Consider the following 21,926-nt stretch of genomic DNA (forward strand, 5'->3'; position numbering starts at 1 on the left):
CGACCAAGCACAACGACAGGGCCAGATCATGGAACAACAGGCAGCCGATGTCCTCCTCGCCACGCAAACCGCACTCAGCCAGGCAAGCGCGCTGGCGGTGCAGTATTCCTTCTCCGTCCTCGGCGCGGTGATCCTGCTTGTTCTTGGCTGGGCGCTTGCCGGCTTTACCAGCCGCTGGGCCTATGAAGGCCTGTCGCGTGTCCGTGGCATAGACGAGACGTTGGCGCGATTCTTCACCAACGTGCTGCGCTATGCGCTGCTCATCCTGGTGTTCATCACCGTCCTCGGCCAGTTCGGCGTCCAGACCGCCTCGATCATCGCGGCACTCGGCGCAGCCGGCCTCGCGATCGGACTGGCGCTGCAAGGGACGCTGCAGAATATCGCTGCGGGCATCATGCTGTTGATCCTCAGGCCGTTTCGCGTCGGGGAATATATCGAAACCAGCAGCGTGGCCGGCACGGTGCGCGAAATCGGATTGTTTGCGACCGAACTCAGGACCGGCGACGGGCTCTACCGATTGGCGCCGAATTCGACGCTCTGGAACACGCCGATTACCAATTTCAGCCGCGAGCCCACGCGGCAGAACGATGTGAAGATCAAGGTCGCCTATGAGGATGATATCGATCTGGCGATGGGGACGCTGATGGGCCTCGCCAAAGCCGATTCGCGGGTGCTGCCATCACCGGCTCCCAGCGTCTTTATCGACAGCATCGCTGACGGCGCGATCTTCGTAACGCTGCGCTACTGGGCAAAGACCGGCGACTGGTGGTCGCTCAGCCGTGACATGGTGAAGCGCGTGAAACTCGCCTTCGACGAGAAGGGTCGTCCGGCCACGCTGTCGGATACCTCAGACGCAACACCGACAAAGAAGTCCAACGGCAGGACGGCGGCCGAAAAGCAGGCGGCGACACGGCAATGAAAGGTTACAGCGCGCCTTGTCGTTCAAGACGTGCAAATAACGATGTAACACCTTGAATTTGTGCATAATTTTGCCCTTGAATCGATCCGATCAAGGAGTTGCCCCGTGGATTATTGGATGACGCCGCAGGACAGTCTTTCCCCGGCATCCCCCGAGGGCTGGCTGCGATAATCATCGGAATTGGCATGCACCATCAAGGCGCGGCCGCGAATGCCGTCGGTCTTGTCGTCGAGCGTGACCATGCTGTCGAAGATCTGCGCCCGGAGCACCCCGTCCTGCCCGACATATTGATTGGGCATATCACCGGCGTGCGGCCCCTTGGCGGCAAGGATGCCGTGCTCGGCCTTGCCAGGGTTGAAGTGGCCGCCTGCCGACTCGTGATGGGTCGCGGCGTCGCATCGGCCGGTCTCATGAACATGGAAGGCCACCCATTTGTTCGCCGGCAGCCCCGATATCTCGACTTCGATCAGCACACCGCCAGTGGCGGCGGCCGTCAGCTGGGCGCGGCCGTCTTCCTTGCCGTCCTTGCCGACGAAATTGGCGACCGCCGTCTGCTTGTCCTGAGCCGCCGCCGGCAATGCGACCGCAAGCAGGCTCAGAGCGGCGATGGTGCGCATGGCTTTCATGGAGATCTCCTTCCATTCGGTTGTCCTCCTGAACGTGTCAAACCGGAAGGTGTTCCTGACCGAGGAAGATCGAACGAAGAAGACGGAACGAGAAAAGCCGGCCAAACGGCCGGCTTGCAGATCACCTGGATCGGGATGCCGTTCAGGCGACGGCGTCGAAATCGAACTGGCCGTAGGTCTTGCGGTAGAGATCCTCGGGCTGATCGCCCGTTGTCGGCGCGGTCTGCTGCAACGGATAGGAAACGGCGATGCTGCTTGCCGTGCCACTGTCACGCGTGTCCATCATCAGCGCAATCAGGCTGCCGGAAAACTTCGGCTGCGTCTCGCTGGCCTTGTCCTCTTCGAGGAGCTCCTTGATGATGCCGGGCTTCTTGTCGGCGGCACGTTCGCCGCGGCTGAGTACGCCATCGCCATTGGCATCGAGCCGCGAAAGCGTCGCCAGATATGCATATGAGGTGTCTGAAACGGATGTGGTGCTGGTCATACAAACCTCCATTCACCGCCTTTTGCCGGTGGTGTTTGTACGCAATACGAAGGTGGAAAATCACTGTTGACTCGGTGGTTAAACTGATTTGCGCAGTGCGTCAATAAGTTGTTAACTTCTCATTAACGATGATTGACAAACGTTAACGGAACGCCTCGGTACAGGCTTCCGCCAGCGTCAACGGGCCGATTTTCTCCGTATTTCAGCGATTTTTCACATAAAAAACAAACGTCTATCGCGTCAACGCCGCTGCTGCACTGCAACCGAATATTAATCCGGCCCGTACAAAATGGGCGTCACAAGGCACCACCCAGGCGTTCAGCTTATAAAAAATCAATTTTAGAGGTTTCCCAACGCAATGAGGTACGTTCATCAATGAAGACGACCATGCCGTCGCAGCCGTCTCGCAAGATGTATCGGCATGAAAGCTGAAGCGCTCTTCTGGCAGCAATGTAGCCAGGCCGTCGCCGCCGATGGATCGATCGATGCGCAGCGACTGATGGAACTTGTGATCGCGACCTATCGCGTCCATGAAAGCGATTATGACGAAATCGAAAGAAGCGCGGAGACGCTGCTCAGGGAAAACCATGCGCTGCGAGGCAATATTTCCGCCCTCAGCCAGGCATTCGACGGACAGACAAAGCTCTTCGAAATCATTCTCAACAATCTGCCGCTCGGTCTCAGCGTCTTCGACGCCGACCAGCGGCTGACGCTTTCCAACATCCGCTTCCGTCAACTCTTCGGCCTGACGCAGGAAGATGTCACTGCCGGCGCGGCAATCGCCGATCTCACGTCCAAAATGCGCGGTACAGAGAGCGCCGGGGCCAAGCCCGGCCGGCGGAGCGGGCGACATTCCTCCGCAACCGCAAGAACCGGCAGCATCCGCCGGCGCGAATGGGTGATGGACGATGGCCGCATCATTCAGAGCATGGTGACCATTCTTGCCGACGGCAGCAACATCGCCATACATGCCGATATTACCGAGGATCGAAGGGCGGCCGAGCGCATCACCTATCTCGCCCACCACGACCCGCTGACCGGCCTTCCGAACCGCATCCATTTCCGCGAGCAGGTCGATGCGACGCTCACCGAGCGCAAGCCGGATGAGCAGATAGCCCTCGTCCACCTCAATCTCGACGGGTTCAAATCGATCAACAACACGATGGGCGTTTCGGCCGGCGACACGATCCTGCAGCAGGTCGCCGCGCGTATCCGAATCTCGGCCGGTTCGGAGAACACCCTGGCGCGCCTCGGTTCGGACGAATTTGCCATCCTGCAGACGGGCAAGCAGCAGCCGTGGAACGTGACGGCGCTTGCAGAGCAGATCCGCCAAGAGCTTTCCGCACCATTCTTCCACGGCGAAAAACAGGTGGAACTCAGCGTCTCCATGGGCATCGCAGTCGCCCCTGATGATGGGGAGGAAACCGACATCCTGTTGAGGAACGCCGGCGTGGCGCTGTCACATGCCAAGGCAGATGGGCGCAAGCGCGAGCGCTTCTTTACCGGCGAGATGGAAGCGCAGATGCAGCTGCGCCACGCGCTTGAGGCAGACCTCAAAGCCGCCGTTGAGAACGAGGAATTCGAGCTGCACTACCAGCCGCTCTATGATCTCTCGCAGCGGCGCGTCTGCGGCTTCGAAGCTCTGATCCGCTGGAACCACCCCGTCCGAGGCCGCGTTCCGCCGATGGATTTCATTCCGCTTGCCGAAGAGGTCGGCCTCGTCGTCGATATCGGCCGATGGGTTTTGCGCCAGGCCTGCAGCGATGCGGCGCAATGGCCGGAGGGCATCAAGGTCGCCGTCAATGTCTCGGCGATCCAGTTCAGCAGCAGCGACCTGACGCAGGATGTCAGCGAGGCGCTTGGCGCTGCATCGCTGTCGCCGTCGCGGCTAGAGCTCGAAATCACCGAAAGCGTGCTGATGGAAAATCTGGGCGAGGTGCTGCCGATCCTGCATGCGCTGAAGGAGCGCGGCATCCGCATCTCGATGGACGATTTCGGCACCGGCTATTCCTCACTGAGTTACCTCTCGAGCTTCCCCTTCGATAAGATCAAGATCGACAAATCCTTCGTCAACGACATCGTCGACAACAAGGAAGCGCATGCGATCATGCACGCGATCATCCTGCTCGGCGATGCGCTCGGCATGCGCGTCACGGTCGAAGGTGTCGAGACCGCAGCGCAGTTGGCGCTGCTCGAACGCGAGGAATGCGACGAGATCCAGGGCTATCATATCAGCCCGCCAAGACCTGCAGGTGACGTGGCCCATCTTCTCTCCCTGCCGCCAAATAACGGCGCCGTGGCGCATCGTCCTCAAGCCAAGCACTGAGATCCCAATTCAGGGCGTTGCGGCGCTCTCGTCTTCTCAGACGGGCAGTGCCGTCGATTGCGACTCGCACGGCAAGCCGCTACACAATCGGCTGCGATTCCCGGTGTCTTCGTTGTCGCATAGTTTACCCGCCGGCATCACTTCCGCCCGATGCCCTGTTGGCGGAAACGATTTTCCTTATGACAGGTGGCGCAATGTTCGAGGCCGAAGCCTTCTCCCCATACGAAACGCTCGCGGCGGCGCTGATTGCCCATGCGACCGACGGCGACGACGGCTCGCACGACCTTGCGCATATCCTGCGCGTGTTCAGGAATGCCATGCGCATCCATGCGGGCGAAGGCGGCGACGGGCGGGTTCTTGCCGCTTCCGTGCTGCTGCACGACTGTGTCGCCGTCGAGAAGAATTCGCCGTTGCGGGCAAAAGCATCGGCTTTGGCGGCGGAGAAGGCATCGGCAATCCTGGCGGAACTCGGCTGGAGCGAAGCGGATATTGACGCCGCGGCCCATGCAATCACCGCGCACAGCTTCTCGGCCGGGGTGGCGCCGCAGACGCTGGAGGCGAAGATCCTGCAAGATGCCGACCGGCTGGACGCGATCGGCATGATCGGCGCCGCACGCTGCTTCTATATCGCCGGGCGACTAGGATCCGGGCTCTACGATCCGTTCGATCCGGCGGCAGCGGACCGTCCGCTCGATGACAAGCGTTATGCCATTGACCATTTCCAGACGAAGCTGTTCAAACTGGCGGAAGGGTTCCAGACCGAGACCGGCCGCAGGCTGGCGGCCGCGCGCGACAAGAGCTTGCGCGACTTCCTCTCGGCCTTCATGGATGAAATCTAGAGTCTTTCCGGGTTAGATTGCAGCATTCTGTTGGCTCAAACGGAGTCGGATGGTCGACCGGCCGGCGCGCGTCGTAGCCCAGTTCTACGGCCAAGCCGGCCGGTCGATCAGACGCCCGTTTCAGCCAACCCTCCCGCAGATTTGCCTGGCAAATCTGCAAGACTTTAAAATCGCCGGACGCACCTGTTGCTTCGCATGGCGAACCAGTGCGGCCGGTGGGCCGGGCATCTCTACAGGAGCACAACATGCGTGTCAGCGACCTCTTCATCTACCCGCTCAAGAGCGCCCGCGGCATTGCGCTGCCGGCCGCCGACATCGACGCCTACGGGCTTCCCGGCGACCGACGGGCGATGATCACCGATGCGCAGGGGCACTTCATCACCCAGCGCGAGCTGCCAGACCTCGCACGTATCGAGGTGCGACCGGAAGCGAACGCCTTTCGGCTGCTGATGCAGGGAAAGCCTGACATATCGGTTCAGCCGCCTCAGCCTGAAAATCGCATGGATGTGACCGTGTGGAAATCTGCCGTCAGTGCCGCCGTCGCCGATCCGGAGAGCAACCGGCAGCTTTCCGAGTGGCTCGGCCGCGAGGTGCGGCTGGTCTTCTTCGATGGCCAGGCGCGGCGAACGGCGAATGCCGAATGGCCTGGCGAAGGCACGCCCGTCACCTTCACCGACGGCTATCAGATCCTTGTGACGACAACCGGCTCGTTGAAGGCATTGAATGCCGATCTCGCCGCCCATGGCGAAGGCAGTGTCGGCATGGAACGCTTCCGTCCGAACATCGTCATCGATACGGACGAGGCCTGGCCAGAGGACCGCTGGGCGGCAATCGAGATCGCCGGCATCCGCTTCGATCTCGTCAAACCCTGCTCCCGCTGCATCATGACGACGCAAGACCAGCTGACCGGTTCACGCGAGGGGCCAAACCCGATGCCGGCCATGGGCCGCATCCGCATGTCGGCCGACCGGCGCGTGCCCGGCCCACTGTTCGGCTGGAACGTCACGCCGCGCGGCAGCGGCAGGATTACGGTCGGCGACGCCGTCAGCATCGTTGAAGAGAGACCGGAAGGCTGGGCGCTCAAACGTCGCACCGCAGCCTAGAGCCTTTCCGGGTTAGATTGAAACATTCTGTTGGCTCAAACGGAGTCGGATGGTCGACCGGCCGGCGCGCGTCGTAGCCCAGCTCTACGGCCAAGCCGGCCGGTCGATCAGACGGCCCGTTTCAGCCAACCCGAAGGGCCGGGCATCTTTCCGCCAGGATCAAAGGCGATCGGCTCGAACGTACCAGGAGGTACGCCCTTCGCCAATCGCCTCTGCCCTGACGAAAACCTGCTCCGGCAGAATGCTGCAATCTAACCCGGAAAGGCTCTAGCCTTTTCAGACGCGATCAAGCGCGGCATCGATTCCCGCCATGACATCGGCCGGCAGCGGTCCCTTTTCCAGTGCGCCGGCATTTTCCTCCACCTGGGCGACGGTGCGGAAACCCGGAATGGGGAGCGTGCGCGGCGAGCGTGCCCAAAGCCAGGCAAGCGCGCCCTGCGTCAGCGTGCGGCCACCTGAGGTCAGGAGATCACGGACGGCATCGAGCCTTGCGGCGAATTCGGGGGCGATGCGCCCGTCCTTGAAATAGACCATCCAGTCGAGGGCGGCACCGCGGACATCCTTCGCGCCCACCGCCTTGTCGGCGGTGAACTTGCCAGTGAGGAGACCCATGGCCAGCGGGCCGCGATTGATGGAGATCAACCCCTTCCCCTCGATCACCGCAATCATCTCCGGCACCGGCTCGAAGACGTTCATCGTATGCTGGATCGAGACATAGCCCCGGCGGCCGGCATGACGGGCGGCGCGATCGGGAGAATCGGTGCTCCAGCCGAACGCATCGATCTTGCCTTCGGCCCGCAGCGCCTCCAGCGTATCGAAGACGGCATCCGACTGTTCCAGCGGAAAATCATTGATGTGGAACTGCAGCAGATCGAGGCGGTCGCGCTTCAGGCGGCACAACGAGGTCTCGACCGAACGGCGAATGAAGGCCTCATCGGCAAAGGCACCGGTTGCCTGCTTGGTTTCCGGATCGGTGGCAAAGCCGAATTTGGTGGCGATGACGATATCGTCGCGACTGCCGATCGCCCGGCCGAGCATGTCCTCCGAGTGGCCGGCGCCGTAATTCGACGCCGTGTCGAAGAAGCGGATGCCGAGTTCGATGGCGCGATGGATCGCTTCGACGGATTCATCGTCGTCGACATCGCCCCAGCCGAGTGGCGTGTCGCCGGCGAAGAAGGGACCGCCGATCGCCCAGCATCCCATGCCGAGGCGCGGAATTTCGCGGCCGTTCCAGAGCGTGATCGTCGTCGGTGATGCGGTCTTGGTCAGCATGAGGTCCTCCTTGATTGGCAATCCTGTGAAGACATAGGAAGCACTCTTCGGCAGGTAAACCGCCAAATCCGGAGGATGTTTTGCACCCGTAAAAAACGAGGTCAGGCGGAAATACCATTCGGAGGGGAAAGCGTCCGCAAGGCTGGATTGAGCGCCTTGAGCGCGGCCTGAACGAAACCGTCGCGGGCCGCCGCCGCCTCGATGCCACGCGGCTCATAGACGTGGCGATGCAGAAAGAACCCCGTCAGCCGGAATGCTGCTGCGAGACTATCGAAGTCGGCCGCATGATTGCCTTCGGCACTGAGGAACGGCGGCAGGAGCAGCATCTTGTCCGCCCAGGGGGCACCGGCCGTGCGGCTGACGGCACGCCCGGATTTCGGCGAGACATAGACAAGATCGGAACGGGCGCCGGTTGCGGCGCATTCGGCAAGATCGAGTCCAAAGCCGAGATCATTCAGCACCGCAAGCTCGAAACGCACGAAGAGTTCGCCGGCATCGGCCGGGTTGTGCAGGTGATCGAGGATTACTTCAAGCGCATCGAAGAGATGCGGATGCGGGTCACGCTCCGGCAGCAGCCGCAGCAGCGCGCCCATGGCCTGGACGCCGTAGACGGCGGTCGCCGTTTCCATCAGGCGGGCGGCGCGCAGCGTCACCGGCTCGACGCGGAAATCTCCGAGATGCTCGTCAAGCCGAGCGCGCCAGGTGACTTCGACGGCATTGCCCGCCTGCAGCACAGGCTGCATGGCGCGCGAGCGGCCGGAACGCACCAGGCCGAGATGGCGGCCGCGATCACGCGTCATCACCTCGGCGATGACGCTCGTCTCACCGTGGCGCTTGACGCCCAGAATGATCGCGTGGTCTTGCCACTGCATCGAAAGAGTCCTTGCGGATGACGAATCCATCCTAATCCAAGGACCGGTTTCTGTCATGGACCGCGTCAGGCGACAGCCGGGAAAAGCCTCAGCAGGAAGTCACGCATCGCCGTTTCGTCGAAAGGCTTGACCAAAAGCGGGATGTGCTGCAGGTCGGGTGGGAAATCGCCCGTATCGGAATAGCCACTGACGAAGCCGAAGGGGATGCCGATATCGAAAAGATGGCGGGCAAATCCGAAGCTCATGCCGTCACCGAGATTGACGTCGAGAAGGGCGAAATCATATGTCTCCGCCGCGATGGCAGCCCTCGCCTGCTCGACGCTGCCGACGATATCGATGCTCTCGACGCCGGCCAGGCGCAGAATATCCTCCGCCTCCATCGCGATGATCAGACTGTCCTCAAGAACCAGAACACGGATTGCGCTCATGATTCGATGCCCCTCGTCGAGCGCCTGTCGCAGCGCCCCGGCCGTTTCGCCAACATCATTGCCCTCCGGTGCCCCGCATGGCACGCTATCGGTGAATTCCGCCACCTTGTCTGAATAAACCATTTTTCTGCCCGGTCGATAAGAATCAAAATCGGAGGAAAGATGATGCCCGACCTTATTTTCCCTGATGCTAATCTGCATTTAAAAAAGACATAACCAAGCTGGTTGGCCAGGGGTCTGTCGACAAATAATCGTGTCCTCAGACGGATGACTGTGATTTGCGCGAAGCCAAGACGGCTACCGGCAGTTTTGTCGTCGCAGGCGGACCGATCTCACAGAAATGCGAGAGTTTGCCCATCAAATGTGGATGGTAGCAAGCGATCGAAATCGATCGCAATAACGCCAAAACAAAGCGATAGAGCATGCCCGGGACGCGGAGAATGGAATTTAGATGAACGGGCGTTTGCCCTCTCCGAGCCCTTCCCAACCGGCGATCGCCATCAACTCTTCGCCGTTCAGCACCTCGCAGCCGCGCTCCTGCCAGCGAATCAACCCACGTTCGGCGAGCTTTTTCAGAGTCTTGTTGGTGTGGACGATGGAAAGACCAAGCGTGTCGGCAATGTGCTGCTGGGTGATGGGGATGAATTTGCGGCCGTTGAAGATATTGAGCTTCCGGCCGCGCTCGAACAGGAAAGCGATCAGGTAGGCGGCTCTTTCCAGCGCCGTGCGGCGGCCGATGCTCAGGAGATGCTCATCCAGGATGCGTTCCTCGCGCGCGGCGATCCAGGTGATGTCGAAGGCGAGCGAGGCATGTTTGTTGTAGAGCGTCATCAACCGGTCACGCTCGAAAACACACAGGGAAACGGGCGAAAGCGCTTCGACGGAGTGCTGCATCTCGCCGGCGATCGTTCCCTGCAGGCCGATCAGGTCGCCCGGCATGATATAATTCAGAATCTGGCGGCGCCCGTCCTCCAGCATCTTGTAGCGGAAGCCCCAGCCGGAAAGCACCGTGAAGAGATGAGCGCTGTGTGCGCCCTCGACGAGGATGGTGGAGCCGGCATCGACGGCAAGCTCGCCCCTCTTGAAACGCGAGACGAATTCCAACTCGTCGCGGCTGAACTCCCTGAAATGCGGCAAGGGGCGCAAAGGACATTGCTCGCAAGGGGTCTTGAAAGAATGGATGGGTCTCGACGTCGCCATATTTGCCCTTGCCGTCGCAAAACCGGCGCGCCAACGTTGGCGCGCCGCTCATCAAAGAATGCGCAGGCCACGGATTTGTTCCACGAGCGAGGCAGATTTTTTATGCGAAAACAAAGGGCTGGCGCGTGCCCGATGAAATCTTTGCCATGCTTTATTTCGGGAAATCGAGGCCCATTTCGCGGAACCGCTCGGGATCATCGCCCCAATTCTCACGAACCTTGACGAACAGGAAGAGATGGACCGGCTGTTCGAGGATTTCCGACAGTTCCTTGCGGGAGGCAGTCGAGATCGCCTTGATGGTTTCACCACCCTTGCCGAGGGCGATCTTCTTCTGGCTGTCGCGCTCGAGATAGATCACCTGCTCGATCCGCACCGAGCCGTCCTTGCGCTCTTCCCACTTCTCCGTTTCGACGTGCGAGGCATAGGGAAGCTCCTGATGGAGGCGCAGAAACAGTTTTTCGCGGGTGATCTCGGCGGCGAGCTGACGCATCGGCAAATCGGAGATCTGGTCTTCCGGATAGTACCACGGCCCCTCCGGGAGGGTCTTCGCCAGATAGTCCATGACGTCGTCGCAACCGGAGCCGTTTTCGGCCGATATCATGAAGGTGCGCTCGAAGGCGATCTTCTCGTTGGCGGCAGCGGCCAGCGCCAGGAGATCCTCGCGATTGACGCGGTCGATCTTGTTGAGCAACAGTATCTTCGGCTGCCGGACCTCCTTGAGGCCTTCGAGGATGGCTTCGGCATCGCCGCGCAGACCGCGCTCGCTGTCGATCAAGAGCACGATCAGATCGGCATCCTTGGCACCGCCCCAGGCCGAGGTCACCATGGCGCGGTCAAGCCGGCGACGCGGCTTGAAGATACCAGGCGTGTCCATGAAGACGATCTGGGCATTGTCGTGGATGGCGATGCCGCGCACGATCGCCCGCGTCGTCTGCACCTTATGGCTGACGATCGAGACCTTGGCGCCGACGAGGCGGTTTACCAACGTCGACTTGCCGGCATTGGTCGGCCCGATCAGCGCGACGAAGCCCGAATGCGTCGGACCACTGGCTTCTGCGGCAGCTTCGGCCGCGATATCTTCTTCTTGTGTCATTGTCCCGTCAGTTTCCGGCAGGCGATTGCTGCCAAATGCCTTCGCGCTCAAGCATCTTCGTCGCCGCAACCTGTTCGGCGGCACGCTTCGACCGCTCTACGCCGGTTTCGGGCTTAATGCCAGCAACTTCCACCGTCACCTTGAAACGCGGATCATGATCCGGTCCGCTGCGTTCATCAACCCGGTAGATCGGAGTGACGCCGAATTTCGCGTGCGACCATTCCTGCAGCTCGGTCTTGGCGTCGCGCTTGGCGCCATCGGCCCGCGCCGCCCTGCCCTGCCAATAGCGCAGTATGAACCGACGGGCGACCTCAAGGCCGCCGTCGAGATAGATCGCGGCGATCAGGCTTTCAACGACATCGGCGCGCACGTTCATCATGCGCTTGCCGGTCAATTTCTTCACATCGGCGCCGGTGCGGATATAGAGGTGAAGATTGAGTTCGTCGGCGACCGCTGCGCAGGTTTCGGCGCTGACGAGCTGGTTGAGGCGAACCGAGAGCTCGCCTTCGCCTGCCGTGCCGAAGGTGCGGAACAGAAGCTCGGCGATGCAGAGCCCGAGGACCCTGTCGCCGAGGAATTCCAGCCGTTCGTAATTGCCGCCCTTTTCCGTGCGGGCGCTGGCATGGGTCAGCGCCCGATCGAGGCGTTCCTTTTCGGCGAAGTCGTGACCGATCAGGCCTTCAAGCTTTGCGCGGTCCGCCGCAGAAAGCGTCTGCGCCTTGCTCATTCAACAACCTTGAAGAGGCGGTCCCAACGCATGTTCGTCGGCCACTTCCAGATTTCTCGGAAGGAGGTGTCGTTGCCGAGCGAGAAAAAGATGACGCTGGCGCGGCCGACAAGATTTTCGGCAGGCACGAAGCCGACGTCGAACCGGCTGTCGAGCGAGTTGTCGCGGTTGTCGCCCATCATGAAATAATGGCCTTCCGGCACGATGAATTCACGGGTGTTGTCACCCCGCGACACCGGAGACTGATCGAGCGTGTCGTAGGTCTTGCCGCTGTCGAGCGTTTCGCGGAACACCGGCACATCGGCGCCCGGATCGAGCTTGTAATCCGACGTGAAGGTCCCGTCCGCCACCTTTGGAACCGGCTTACCGTTGACGTAGAGCACGCCGTCGGTCACCTGGATGTGATCGCCCGGCAGGCCGATGCAGCGCTTGATGTAATCAACCTCGGGGTTTGGCGGGAAGCGGAAGACGACGATGTCGCCACGCTTCGGATCGGCGCCGAACAGGCGGCCGCTGAAGATGTCGGGGGAGAAGGGCAGCGAATATTTCGAATAGCCGTAGGCGAACTTGTTGACGAAGATATAATCGCCGACGAGCAGCGTCGGCATCATCGAACCGGACGGAATGGTAAAGGGCTGGAACAGCACCGTTCGGATCACCATCGCCAAAATCAGCGCCTGGATGATGACTTTGATATTTTCCCAGAGGGCGTTCGGCTTGGCTTCGACTTTTTCGGACACGCAGTCTTATTCCTTCAAGACGCCGCGGAGGCGCAATTCTTTCTGTCGTTCTCTCTAGCGGCTTCGGCCGATTGCGGCAATGGCGACAACGTCAAAAGCGACGAGAGGTCGCGACTACAGGCTTACGGGGGTCGCGATAACACTCCGGATCAAAGGTTCTCCGGCAACGCCTCGATAATGACGAAGGCCTGCGCCAAGGGATAATCATCGGTTATTGTCAAATGAATGGCGGGCTTGTGGCCTGCGGGCAGCAGCGATTCGAGGATCAGGGCGGCGGCGCCTGACAAAACCATGGTCGGCTTGCCGCTCGGCAGGTTGACGACGCCCATGTCCTTCCAGAAAACGCCCTGGGCGATACCGGTGCCGAGTGCTTTGGAACAGGCCTCCTTGGCGGCGAAACGCTTGGCATAGGATTCGGCGCGATTTGCCCGGCGGTCGGAACGCGCGCGTTCGACCTCTGTGAAGCAGCGATGGGTGAAGCGCTCGCCGAAGCGCTCGATGGATTTCTCGATGCGGCGAATGTCGATCAGATCGCTGCCAATGCCGATGATCATGCCGGAACCTTCCGTCGCTTGAGAATTCTCGATCGGGTTCAAACGCTCGGCATGTCGCCGGCCGGGCTGGCAAGGCGCAGGCGCGCCCGCTCGATCAGCCGTATGTGGCGGCGCGTCTGAAAACCCTTCACGGTGTAGAACGTCAGCGCATAGAGCGCAACGGAGGTGACGATCGCCGGCGGGATGGCGCCTACCAGCATCGGTTCCAGCACCGGCTTCCACAGCTCGGTGAAATTCAGCTTATGGAAAAGCGCGGCCAGATCCACCGTCTGACCGGCCAGATGATCCTCGCGGCTGAGCAGCAGATGTCCGATCTCCCAGGTGATGCCCCAAATGAAGGGATAGGTCAGCGGATTGCCGAAGGCCGCGCAGCCAAGGGCGGCGGCCACCATGCTGCCGGAGAGGAAATAGGTGATGACGAAGGCCATGACGAAATGCACGCCGATGAACGGCGTCCACGAGACGAAGACACCCGCGGCGACGCCAGCCGCAACCGCGTGCGGCGAGGCGCTCAGGCGCAGGATGCGCATTGTCAGGTAACGGATCGGGCGAAGGAAACCTTTGCGGGGCCATAAAAGCTCTCGCATCTTTTCCTTGAATCCCGCAGGCTTGCGACGGCGAAACAACATGGCCGGTATTTAGTGCAGCGCACATGACCATGACAAGAGCGGCAAATGATACCGCCCGAAAAACAGCTCAGCTCTCTCAGCGGAGAGGAACTTCTTCAGCCGAGGGGCGTCCGTTATGCAAAACGTCCCTCACTCGCCTCAAGTATAAAGCTCAGTATTAGCGATTGCGGAATAGACCACGGTCGACCTGGCGCTGACGAAATTCGAGATCGATACGATCGAGCGAGCCATTGAGATATGCCATTTCACGTTCCTGCGTGGTCTGAGCGCGGAAGGCACGAGCGATTTTCCTGATAGGGTCAAACATTATCTTGTCTCATCTTCTGTTTGCGTTTCGATGATCAGAAGATAGGCCCGGCGCAGGTTAATTACTACAGCCGCAACATGGAGACAGCCATGCGCCTAATGCATTGCTTGCCTTTTTGATGCTCCACATTGCGCACAAAACGATCATAAAATATGCAATCTCTCGCCCAGCCCACTGACAGGCTTAACAAAAGCTTACTCGTAAAGCCGCCGAACGGTGGCGATGCAATCCAGTTCCTTCATCTGGGCGAGCAGCTGATTGAGCTGGCGCAAGTCCCAGACCTCGACCTCGAGCATCATTTCGGTGAAATCGGCCGCCACCCGCACCGTGTTCAGAAGGCGAATATTGACGTCGAGGCCTGCGACCGTCTGGGCGACCTTGGCGAGCGTGCCGGGCTCATTCAACCCATTGACCATGATGCGCGCCATGAAACGCGACTTGTTGGCTTCGTCGAGATCCCAGCGGACGTCGATCCAGCGGTCGGGCTGATCGTCGAAGCGCTGCAGGCTCGGCGACTGGATCGGATAGATGGTGATGCCGTTGCCCTGGTCCATGATGCCGACGATGCGATCGCCAGGCACAGCACCAGTCGGCGCGAACTTGACGTCGACATTGCCGGACAGACCGCGGATCGGACCGATATCGGCATGCGTGTCGGCTTCCGAATGGCCGCCGTCGGGCCCGGCCTTGGTCTTGCCGGGGATCTTGAAGATCATGCCGGCCGCACTGCGCACGTTGAACCAGCCGTCGTCGCCTGATGGTTTCACGGTGACGCGCTCGTCCTGATGATCGGGATAGACGGCGCGCAGCACATCGAGCGAGGACATCTCGCCACGGCCGACGGCGGCAATCGCATCCTCGACATCCTTCTGGCCGAGACGGTGTAGCGCCGGCTTCATCGCCTCGCGCGAGAAGATCTTGCCGGCCCTGTCGAAGGTACGCTCGAGAATGCGGTGACCGAGGCCGGCATATTGCTTGCGGATCGCCATGCGGGTGGCGCGGCGGATGGCGGCGCGCGCCTTGCCGGTCACGACGATCTCTTCCCAGGCGGCGGGCGGAACCTGCACGCCGGAGCGGATGATCTCGACCTCGTCGCCATTGGCAAGCCGCGTCACCAGCGGCATGATACGGCCGTTGATCTTGGCGCCCACCGTGGTGTCGCCGATATTGGTGTGCACCGCATAAGCGAAATCGATCGGGGTGGCGCCACGCGGCAGGGCAATCAGCTTGCCCTTCGGCGTGAAGCAGAAGACCTGGTCCTGGAAGAGCTCGAGCTTGGTGTGTTCGAGGAATTCTTCCGGGCTGTCGCCCTCGGCGAGCGCCTCGATCGTATGGCGCAGCCAGGAATAGGCGTTGGATTCGCGCGAAAGGATGTCGCCGTCGGCATTGGTGGCGCCGTCCTTGTAAAGCGCGTGGGCGGCGATGCCGAATTCGGCGATTTCGTGCATGCGCTTGGTGCGGATCTGCAGTTCGATGCGCTGGCTGGACGGACCGACGATGGTGGTGTGCAGCGACCGGTAATCATTCTGCTTTGGCGTCGAAATATAGTCCTTGAAGCGGCCGGGCACGACGCGCCAGCGCGTGTGGACGATGCCGAGCGCCCGATAACAGGACGGGATGTCCTCGACGATCAGGCGGAAGCCGTAGACATCGGAAAGCTGCTCGAAGGAAAGAGACTTCGACTGCATCTTGCGAAAGACCGAATAGGGCTTCTTCTGTCGGCCCTTGACATAGGCGCTCGTCAACCCGCTTGCGACCAGCAAGTCGCGCAGTTCGGCCTCGATCTTCTTGACGATGCCCTCGTTGCGCTTCGAAAGCTCTTCCAGCCTTTTGGTGACGGTCTCGTAGGCTTCCGGGTTCATATGCCGGAAGGAGAGTTCCTCGAGTTCCTCACGCATGTCCTGCATGCCCATGCGGCCGGCCAGCGGCGCATAGATTTCCATCGTCTCCTCGGAGATGCGGGCGCGCTTGTCGGCCGACATGTGATCGAGGGTGCGCATATTGTGCAGGCGATCGGCAAGCTTGACGAGCAGCACACGCACATCATCGGATATGGCGAGCAGCAGCTTACGCAGGTTTTCCGCCTGCTTGGCCTTCTTGGTGACGAGATCGAGCTTCTTGATCTTCGTCAGCCCCTCGACCAGGCGGCCGATATCCTCGCCGAACAGTTCGTCGATCTCGGCGCGCGTCGCCGTCGTATCCTCGATCGTGTCGTGCAGAAGGGCAACCGCGATCGTCGATTCATCGAGGTGCATGTCGGTGAGGATGGCGGCGACTTCGAGCGGATGAGAAATATAGGGATCGCCGCTCGCGCGCTTTTGCTGGCCATGCTTCTGCATCGCGTAGACATAGGCTTTGTTCAGCAGTGCTTCATTGGCATCGGGCTTGTATTGCTGAACCCGCTCCACGAGCTCGTACTGCCGCATCATTCCAAAGCCACTCCGATAAAAATAAAAGCGCGCCAATCAACGATTGGCGCACACATGGGCAATAATATGCCTAAGCAATAAAGGCGCAAGATTGACGATTGGTAATCATCGCTCTTTTGCATCGCATGAAGCTGTTTCGGTATCACATCTGACCGATGTGACCGGGATCCGGCCTATGCGCTTAGTAGTCGTCGCTCTTTTCCGGCGGCACCAGGCCTTCGATGCCGGCAAGCAGCTCTTCTTCCGACATCTGGTCGAAAGTGATCGTCTCCGGCAGGTCGTCCTGCTCCTCGCTGTCGGCTGCGGCGACGCCGCCGGCGGCGATCATGCTTGCCGGATCGGGCTCGGGCTCGTCGACTTCGACATGCTTCTGCAGCGAATGGATCAGATCTTCCTTGAGGTCATCGGGCGAAAGCGTCTCGTCGGCGATTTCGCGCAGGGCCACGACAGGATTCTTGTCATTGTCGCGATCGATGGTGATCGAGGCACCCTGGGAAATCAGCCGGGCGCGGTGGCTGGCGAGCAGAACCAGCTCGAAGCGGTTCTCCACCTTGTCGATGCAATCTTCAACTGTGACACGGGCCATTGCCTGTCCTTTGCGGTCGTCATTTCGGGATTAGCACGCCCGATACAATTAAAACCGGGCAAATACAAGTTTTTCATTCCGGCGCCCCTCGTCTTTATCCGCGACTGAGCTAAATTTCCATGGAGAATGTCATAATTCCACCGAAGGTTGCTTGGAATATGCCGAATCGTGCCCTAAATCTTTCATATATGAATAATTCATAAAGTAAGGATCAAAGCGAAATAGAAACGCAAGATATTGTTTTTATTGAAGTTTGTCACCTGCGGATTTCGATTGCTCTCATTGGATTGGTAAGCGATGTTTGACCCACGCGAAAAAATTGCACTCTTCATTGACGGCGCCAACCTCTACGCTGCATCCAAGAGCCTCGGCTTCGACATAGATTACCGCAAGCTGTTGAAAGCATTCCAGAAACGCGGTTATCTGCTGCGCGCTTATTATTATACCGCTCTGATCGAGGATCAGGAATATTCATCGATCCGGCCGCTGATCGACTGGCTCGACTACAACGGCTACAAAGTCGTCACCAAGCCCGCCAAGGAATTCACAGATTCCATGGGTCGCCGAAAGATCAAGGGCAACATGGACATCGAGCTTGCGATCGACGCCATGGAACAGTCCGAAACGGTCGATCATCTTGTCATCTTCTCCGGCGACGGCGATTTCACCAATCTGGTCGAGGCGCTGCAGCGCAGAGGCCGCAAGGTCTCGGTGATCTCAACCATGGCGACGCAGCCGCCGATGATCGCCGACGACCTGCGTCGGCAGGCCGATCATTTCATCGATCTCTTGTCTTTGAAGGCTGAAATCGGTCGTGATCCCTCCGAGCGGGCGCCCCGTCCGGTCGAAGTCGTCCCGGCCAGCGATTTCGAGGAGTGATCCCTCCACCATCTCGAAGCGGAGCTGCGAAGCTCAGCGGCACGGCAGCCGCCTTCCCGCATCGCCATGCTTTGGCATGCGTGCTGAACGACAGCGGCCGATCTTAGATCAGCCATTGTCCTTCAGCAGGCGGCTCTTCTGCCGGTTCCAATCGCGTTCTTTCTCCGACTCGCGCTTGTCATGCAATTTTTTACCCTTGGCGAGCGCCAGTTCCATCTTCGCCCGACCGCGATCGTTGAAATAGATCTTCAGCGGGATCAGCGTCATGCCTTCACGGTTGACGGCAGAACGCAGGCGATGAATCTCACGGCCCGACAGCAGCAGCTTGCGGCGTCGGCGCGGTTCGTGATTGAAGCGGTTGGCCTGCAGATATTCCGGCAGATAGGAATTGATCAGCCAGATCTCGCCCCCCTCATCCGAGGCATAGGATTCGGCGATATTGGCCTTGCCCTCGCGCAGCGATTTGACCTCCGTGCCCATCAGCACGAGGCCGGCCTCGTAGGTATCGATGATCTCGTAGTTGAAGCGGGCCTTGCGGTTTTCGGCCACGACCTTGTTCACCACGCGCTGGCTGCCTTTGGGGGCCATGACGACATTCCATTCATTTAGAGCGCGAAAAGCCGCGCCCTCATTCCCGACCTCTATGTGAGGGCTTGCCCTTTATGTAAGGGAGCGACCCGGCCTTGTGAAGATGGCCGGTCTTTTCAGTTCAGCAGGCCGGCATGGCGCAGCGCGGCGTCGATTGCCGTTTCCGTGGCCGGCTCCAGCGTCGAAAGCAGCGGCGAGCGGACGTTGCGGCTCATGCGGCCAAGCCTGGAGAGCCCGTATTTGGCGCCGCAAAGACCCGGCTCGAGGAAGATCGCCTTGTGCAGCGGCATCAGCCGATCCTGATATTCCAGGGCGCGGGCATAATCGCCTGCGAGCGTCGCCGCCTGGAACTCGGCGCAGAGCCGCGGGGCGACATTGGCCGTTACCGAAATACAGCCGACACCGCCATGGGCGTTGAAGCCGAGCGCCGTCGCATCCTCGCCGGACAACTGCCGGAAATCCGTGCCGCAGGTGATGCGCTGTTCGGAGACGCGCTCGATCTTACCCGTTGCATCCTTGACGCCGACGATATTGCTGTGCGCCTTGGCGAGCGCCCCCATCGTTTCCGGCGTCATGTCGACCACCGAGCGGCCGGGGATGTTATAGATATAGATCGGCAGATCGACGGCCTCGGCGATCGCCGAAAAATGCGCGATCAAACCCTTCTGCGTCGGCTTGTTGTAATAGGGAGTGACGACCAGAACGGCGTTCGCACCGACCTTTTCGGCATGCTGGGCAAGCTCGATCGCCTCACGCGTATTGTTCGAGCCGGCGCCGGCCATGACGGGGACGCGTTTTGCAGCAACCTCGATGCAGAGTTCCACGACCCGCTTGTGTTCGGCATGCGACAGCGTCGGGGATTCGCCCGTCGTGCCGACCGGAACGAGACCGGCGCTGCCTTCCTTGATCTGCCAGTCGACATGAGCGGCGAAACTATCTTCGTCGATCAGTCCGGCGTCGGTGAAGGGGGTGACGAGGGCGGGAATGGACCCATTGAACATGCAAAGCTCCTCACGACCAAATCCTTGCTTCGGCCGCATTCCATGAATAAGAGTTGCGCACCATAGAGCGCCGAAATCATCGCGACAAGCGCGGAGAGTTCGGTTTAGGGCAAATTCCGATAGCAGATGTGAATGAATTTTACCTGGTACGGTAAGGTTTCGTTAAGATGCCTCTAGCCTAATGGCAGGGCGTGTTTTCGGTGCGAGATCCCGGATGAAGAAAGCTGTCCTGATTCTGTCCGCCTTCGGCTTCATTGCCGCCGCGTGGGGCAGCGTTGCGTCGCCGCTTCCCGGCGAGAGCGCTGCCATGCCTGATGTCAAGCCGCTCGGCTTCATCCCCGAGACATCCATACCGGAAGCGATCACAACAGGCGCCATCCCGCGCAATCCGGCAGTGGCACCTGTCAACAGCGACCTGAAAACCGGCCTCGACGCGCTTTCCGACAAGGACCCGCAGCTGGCGCTTTCGATCCGCGACAGCATGCGCGACGATACGCTTGACCGCCATATCCTCACCTGGGCGATCGCCGTTTCTGGATTGAAGGGCGTTCCCTCCTATGAAATCGCCAGCGCCGCGCAGGAGCTCAAGGGCTGGCCGGGTCTTTCGCGGCTGCGCGCCTATTCCGAGCGCGCGCTCTATGACGAAAATCCCGCCCCTTCCGCCGTGCTCGCCGCCTTCGGCGATACTGCGCCTGAGACGATGCAGGGCGCCGTCATCCTCGGCCGGGCGCTGGTTGCGACAGGCAAGCAGGCGCAGGCAGCAAAATATATCCGCAAGGTCTGGCGCGGAGAGGCTCTCGACAAGGCGACGGAAGACAAGATCCTCATCGAGTTTTCCGCGCTGCTGACGCCTGCCGACCATAAGGCGCGGATGGACTATCTGATGTATCGCGGCCGGGTGGCGCAGGCCAAGCGCTTCGGCGACATGGGCCAGGCGCAGTCGCTCTACAAGGCCTGGGCTGCCGTCGACGCTAAGGCCGGCAATGCCGGCGCCCTGCTTAACGCCGTCGATGCGAGATGGCGCGGCGATGCCGGCCTGCTGTTTGCCCGGATCGAATATCTGCGCAAGCAGGACAAATATGCCGAAGCGGCGGCGCTGCTGGAGCAGATGCCGCCCGAGCGCAGCGAACTCGTCAATTCCGGCGAGTGGTGGAACGAGCAGCGGATCATCAGCCGCGGCCTCGTCGACCAGGGGCAATTCAAGCCCGCCTATCGCATCGTCGCAAACTACGCCGCAACAAGCCCGACGGATATCGTCGAGGCCGAGTTCCATGCCGGATGGTACGCGCTTCGCGGCCTGCAGGACCCGACAACGGCGGAAAGACACTTCCGCAAGATCCTCCAGACATCAAACGGGCCGATCTCGGTTTCACGCGCCTGGTATTGGCTGGGCCGGGCAGCGGAGGCCGGCGGCCCCGGCCAATCCAGTGAATTCTATACGAAAGCCGCGAGTTTTCCCGGCACCTTCTACGGTCAGCTCGCGGCCGAACGGCTGGGGCGAAAGACGCTGAACGTCGCCTATCCCTCACCGAGCACGGCCGACCGGCAACGCTTCCAGGCGCGCGAAGCCGTGCAGGCGATCGCCCGGCTGGAAGCCGCAGGCCATGGATGGCGGGCCGATATTCTCTATCTCGCGCTCGCCGATCAGCTGCAGAGCCCCGGTGAATTGGCCGTCCTTGCAGCAAAGGCCGAGCAATCCGGCGATCATCATCTCTCGTTGCAGATCGGCAAGATCGCTTACGGGCGCGGCATCGATGTCGCAGCGCTGGCCTTTCCGGTCGGCGTGATCCCAGCGAACGCCAATATATCAGGCTCCGGCAAGGCACTCGCCTATGCCATCGCCCGGCAGGAAAGCGCCTTCAACCCGGCCGCCGTTTCGGCGGCGAATGCGCGCGGCCTGCTGCAGCTTCTGCCGGGAACAGCCCAGGCGGTGGCCAAGCGCCACAATATTACCTATTCCAAAGACAAACTGACGGCCGATGCCGGCTACAACGCGACGCTCGGCGCGCATTATCTCGGCGAGCAGATAGACGCCTTTGGCGGCTCCTATATCCTCACCTTCATTGCCTACAATGCCGGGCCGAAGCGGGTGCCGGAATGGATCGGCCGCTACGGCGATCCGCGCGGCAGGCCGATCGACGAGATCGTCGACTGGATCGAGCGCATCCCCTTCCCCGAAACGCGCAACTATGTGCAGCGGGTGATGGAGAATTACGAAGTCTACAAGGCCCGCCTTGGCCAGCCGACCGATATCGAACGCGACCTGATCGGCGGACGCAGCGCCTCCTGAAGCCGTTTGGTGCGGCTCGCAAAGCAGGCTACAT

At 60.6% G+C, this 21,926-nt stretch carries 22 protein-coding genes; 6 read left to right on the plus strand and 16 right to left on the minus strand.

The genetic code is table 11. From position 1 onward, the window contains the following. Positions 1–28 precede the first annotated feature (28 nt). Positions 29–919: a mechanosensitive ion channel family protein gene (locus FHT69_RS10985; protein ID WP_063474243.1), complete on the plus strand. Its 891-nt coding sequence runs from the start codon at positions 29–31 to the stop codon at positions 917–919. 110 nt (positions 920–1,029) lie between these two features. On the opposite strand, the gene FHT69_RS10990 is transcribed toward FHT69_RS10985, so the two are convergent. Further along, positions 1,030–1,545, minus strand: a complete 516-nt coding sequence (locus FHT69_RS10990) for a superoxide dismutase family protein (protein ID WP_063474242.1) — start codon at positions 1,543–1,545, stop codon at positions 1,030–1,032. 142 nt (positions 1,546–1,687) lie between these two features. Further along, positions 1,688–2,041, minus strand: coding sequence for a hypothetical protein (locus tag FHT69_RS10995; protein WP_174824458.1), 354 nt, complete (start codon positions 2,039–2,041; stop codon positions 1,688–1,690). Positions 2,042–2,450: 409 nt separating this feature from the next. Between FHT69_RS10995 and FHT69_RS11000 the strand changes: the two genes are divergently transcribed. The 3 genes from FHT69_RS11000 (at position 2,451) to FHT69_RS11010 (ending at position 6,297) form a co-directional block, all read left to right on the plus strand. Then, entirely contained in the window at positions 2,451–4,355 is a 1,905-nt protein-coding gene (locus FHT69_RS11000; protein WP_183905325.1) for a bifunctional diguanylate cyclase/phosphodiesterase, read from the plus strand. A 179-nt stretch (positions 4,356–4,534) separates the two neighbouring features. Further along, positions 4,535–5,194: an HD domain-containing protein gene (locus tag FHT69_RS11005; protein ID WP_183905326.1), complete on the plus strand. Its 660-nt coding sequence runs from the start codon at positions 4,535–4,537 to the stop codon at positions 5,192–5,194. A 245-nt stretch (positions 5,195–5,439) separates the two neighbouring features. Next, complete coding sequence (locus FHT69_RS11010; RefSeq protein WP_183905327.1) at positions 5,440–6,297, plus strand: MOSC domain-containing protein; 858 nt, start codon at positions 5,440–5,442, stop codon at positions 6,295–6,297. Positions 6,298–6,573: 276 nt separating this feature from the next. On the opposite strand, the gene FHT69_RS11015 is transcribed toward FHT69_RS11010, so the two are convergent. The 12 genes from FHT69_RS11015 to rpoZ all read right to left on the minus strand — a co-directional run bounded on the left by FHT69_RS11015 (position 6,574) and on the right by rpoZ (position 17,134). Next, on the minus strand, positions 6,574–7,569 hold the full coding sequence (locus FHT69_RS11015) for an aldo/keto reductase (protein ID WP_183905328.1): 996 nt from the start codon (positions 7,567–7,569) through the stop codon (positions 6,574–6,576). A gap of 101 nt (positions 7,570–7,670) precedes the next feature. After that, positions 7,671–8,441 (minus strand): DNA repair protein RecO, encoded by a 771-nt coding sequence (gene recO / locus FHT69_RS11020; protein WP_047616261.1) that lies wholly within the window; start codon positions 8,439–8,441, stop codon positions 7,671–7,673. Between the two features lie 65 nt (positions 8,442–8,506). Continuing rightward, the gene (locus FHT69_RS11025; protein WP_063474238.1) at positions 8,507–8,992 is read right to left on the minus strand and encodes a response regulator; all 486 of its coding nucleotides are present in this window, start codon (positions 8,990–8,992) and stop codon (positions 8,507–8,509) included. Between the two features lie 324 nt (positions 8,993–9,316). After that, positions 9,317–10,069, minus strand: coding sequence for a Crp/Fnr family transcriptional regulator (locus tag FHT69_RS11030; RefSeq protein ID WP_047616257.1), 753 nt, complete (start codon positions 10,067–10,069; stop codon positions 9,317–9,319). 151 nt (positions 10,070–10,220) lie between these two features. Further along, a complete protein-coding gene (gene era, locus FHT69_RS11035) occupies positions 10,221–11,162 on the minus strand; it encodes a GTPase Era (protein WP_183905329.1) in 942 nt (313 codons plus the stop codon). Positions 11,163–11,169: 7 nt separating this feature from the next. After that, positions 11,170–11,889, minus strand: coding sequence for a ribonuclease III (gene rnc, locus FHT69_RS11040; protein WP_047616253.1), 720 nt, complete (start codon positions 11,887–11,889; stop codon positions 11,170–11,172). Then, positions 11,886–12,629 (minus strand): signal peptidase I, encoded by a 744-nt coding sequence (gene lepB, locus FHT69_RS11045; RefSeq protein WP_028759159.1) that lies wholly within the window; start codon positions 12,627–12,629, stop codon positions 11,886–11,888. The genes rnc and lepB overlap by 4 nt, the downstream gene beginning before the upstream one ends. Before the next feature lie 149 nt (positions 12,630–12,778). Beyond that, complete coding sequence (acpS, locus tag FHT69_RS11050; protein WP_028759158.1) at positions 12,779–13,183, minus strand: holo-ACP synthase; 405 nt, start codon at positions 13,181–13,183, stop codon at positions 12,779–12,781. Between the two features lie 38 nt (positions 13,184–13,221). Further along, a complete protein-coding gene (locus FHT69_RS11055; RefSeq protein WP_028759157.1) occupies positions 13,222–13,812 on the minus strand; it encodes a DUF2062 domain-containing protein in 591 nt (196 codons plus the stop codon). A 157-nt stretch (positions 13,813–13,969) separates the two neighbouring features. Next, a complete protein-coding gene (locus tag FHT69_RS11060) occupies positions 13,970–14,119 on the minus strand; it encodes a DUF3563 family protein (protein ID WP_080759973.1) in 150 nt (49 codons plus the stop codon). Positions 14,120–14,313: 194 nt separating this feature from the next. Then, positions 14,314–16,548: a bifunctional (p)ppGpp synthetase/guanosine-3',5'-bis(diphosphate) 3'-pyrophosphohydrolase gene (locus FHT69_RS11065; RefSeq protein ID WP_183905330.1), complete on the minus strand. Its 2,235-nt coding sequence runs from the start codon at positions 16,546–16,548 to the stop codon at positions 14,314–14,316. A 181-nt stretch (positions 16,549–16,729) separates the two neighbouring features. Continuing rightward, positions 16,730–17,134 (minus strand): DNA-directed RNA polymerase subunit omega, encoded by a 405-nt coding sequence (rpoZ, locus tag FHT69_RS11070; RefSeq protein ID WP_003574261.1) that lies wholly within the window; start codon positions 17,132–17,134, stop codon positions 16,730–16,732. 297 nt (positions 17,135–17,431) lie between these two features. On the opposite strand from rpoZ, the gene FHT69_RS11075 reads away from it, so the two are divergent. Beyond that, positions 17,432–18,013 carry an NYN domain-containing protein gene (locus FHT69_RS11075; protein ID WP_028758247.1) on the plus strand — a complete coding sequence of 194 codons (582 nt, stop codon included), beginning with the start codon at positions 17,432–17,434 and terminating at the stop codon, positions 18,011–18,013. Positions 18,014–18,121: 108 nt separating this feature from the next. On the opposite strand, the gene smpB is transcribed toward FHT69_RS11075, so the two are convergent. Further along, positions 18,122–18,601, minus strand: a complete 480-nt coding sequence (smpB, locus tag FHT69_RS11080) for an SsrA-binding protein SmpB (RefSeq protein ID WP_012557117.1) — start codon at positions 18,599–18,601, stop codon at positions 18,122–18,124. 116 nt (positions 18,602–18,717) lie between these two features. Next, a complete protein-coding gene (gene dapA / locus FHT69_RS11085; RefSeq protein WP_028758248.1) occupies positions 18,718–19,602 on the minus strand; it encodes a 4-hydroxy-tetrahydrodipicolinate synthase in 885 nt (294 codons plus the stop codon). A 214-nt stretch (positions 19,603–19,816) separates the two neighbouring features. On the opposite strand from dapA, the gene FHT69_RS11090 reads away from it, so the two are divergent. Beyond that, positions 19,817–21,892, plus strand: coding sequence for a lytic transglycosylase domain-containing protein (locus tag FHT69_RS11090; protein WP_048338679.1), 2,076 nt, complete (start codon positions 19,817–19,819; stop codon positions 21,890–21,892). Positions 21,893–21,926 lie beyond the last annotated feature (34 nt).

Source organism: Rhizobium sp. BK008, from assembly GCF_014197345.1.
GTDB classification, from domain to species: domain Bacteria; phylum Pseudomonadota; class Alphaproteobacteria; order Rhizobiales; family Rhizobiaceae; genus Rhizobium; species Rhizobium anhuiense.

Excerpts from the sequence above, each read along its gene's own strand:
- FHT69_RS11030 (WP_047616257.1), bottom strand. The coding sequence starts at position 10,069 with ATGGCGACGTCGAGACCCATCCATTCTTTCAAGACCCCTTGCGAGCAA.
- FHT69_RS10995 (WP_174824458.1), bottom strand. The coding sequence starts at position 2,041 with ATGGAGGTTTGTATGACCAGCACCACATCCGTTTCAGACACCTCATAT.
- FHT69_RS11090 (WP_048338679.1), top strand. The coding sequence starts at position 19,817 with ATGAAGAAAGCTGTCCTGATTCTGTCCGCCTTCGGCTTCATTGCCGCC.
- FHT69_RS11000 (WP_183905325.1), top strand. The coding sequence starts at position 2,451 with ATGAAAGCTGAAGCGCTCTTCTGGCAGCAATGTAGCCAGGCCGTCGCC.
- rnc (WP_047616253.1), bottom strand. The coding sequence starts at position 11,889 with ATGAGCAAGGCGCAGACGCTTTCTGCGGCGGACCGCGCAAAGCTTGAA.
- FHT69_RS11015 (WP_183905328.1), bottom strand. The coding sequence starts at position 7,569 with ATGCTGACCAAGACCGCATCACCGACGACGATCACGCTCTGGAACGGC.
- FHT69_RS10990 (WP_063474242.1), bottom strand. The coding sequence starts at position 1,545 with ATGAAAGCCATGCGCACCATCGCCGCTCTGAGCCTGCTTGCGGTCGCA.
- dapA (WP_028758248.1), bottom strand. The coding sequence starts at position 19,602 with ATGTTCAATGGGTCCATTCCCGCCCTCGTCACCCCCTTCACCGACGCC.
- rpoZ (WP_003574261.1), bottom strand. The coding sequence starts at position 17,134 with ATGGCCCGTGTCACAGTTGAAGATTGCATCGACAAGGTGGAGAACCGC.
- FHT69_RS11005 (WP_183905326.1), top strand. The coding sequence starts at position 4,535 with ATGACAGGTGGCGCAATGTTCGAGGCCGAAGCCTTCTCCCCATACGAA.
- FHT69_RS11075 (WP_028758247.1), top strand. The coding sequence starts at position 17,432 with ATGTTTGACCCACGCGAAAAAATTGCACTCTTCATTGACGGCGCCAAC.
- era (WP_183905329.1), bottom strand. The coding sequence starts at position 11,162 with ATGACACAAGAAGAAGATATCGCGGCCGAAGCTGCCGCAGAAGCCAGT.
- FHT69_RS11010 (WP_183905327.1), top strand. The coding sequence starts at position 5,440 with ATGCGTGTCAGCGACCTCTTCATCTACCCGCTCAAGAGCGCCCGCGGC.
- FHT69_RS11025 (WP_063474238.1), bottom strand. The coding sequence starts at position 8,992 with ATGGTTTATTCAGACAAGGTGGCGGAATTCACCGATAGCGTGCCATGC.
- FHT69_RS11060 (WP_080759973.1), bottom strand. The coding sequence starts at position 14,119 with ATGTTTGACCCTATCAGGAAAATCGCTCGTGCCTTCCGCGCTCAGACC.
- recO (WP_047616261.1), bottom strand. The coding sequence starts at position 8,441 with ATGCAGTGGCAAGACCACGCGATCATTCTGGGCGTCAAGCGCCACGGT.
- FHT69_RS11055 (WP_028759157.1), bottom strand. The coding sequence starts at position 13,812 with ATGTTGTTTCGCCGTCGCAAGCCTGCGGGATTCAAGGAAAAGATGCGA.
- smpB (WP_012557117.1), bottom strand. The coding sequence starts at position 18,601 with ATGGCCCCCAAAGGCAGCCAGCGCGTGGTGAACAAGGTCGTGGCCGAA.
- FHT69_RS10985 (WP_063474243.1), top strand. The coding sequence starts at position 29 with ATGGAACAACAGGCAGCCGATGTCCTCCTCGCCACGCAAACCGCACTC.
- acpS (WP_028759158.1), bottom strand. The coding sequence starts at position 13,183 with ATGATCATCGGCATTGGCAGCGATCTGATCGACATTCGCCGCATCGAG.
- FHT69_RS11065 (WP_183905330.1), bottom strand. The coding sequence starts at position 16,548 with ATGATGCGGCAGTACGAGCTCGTGGAGCGGGTTCAGCAATACAAGCCC.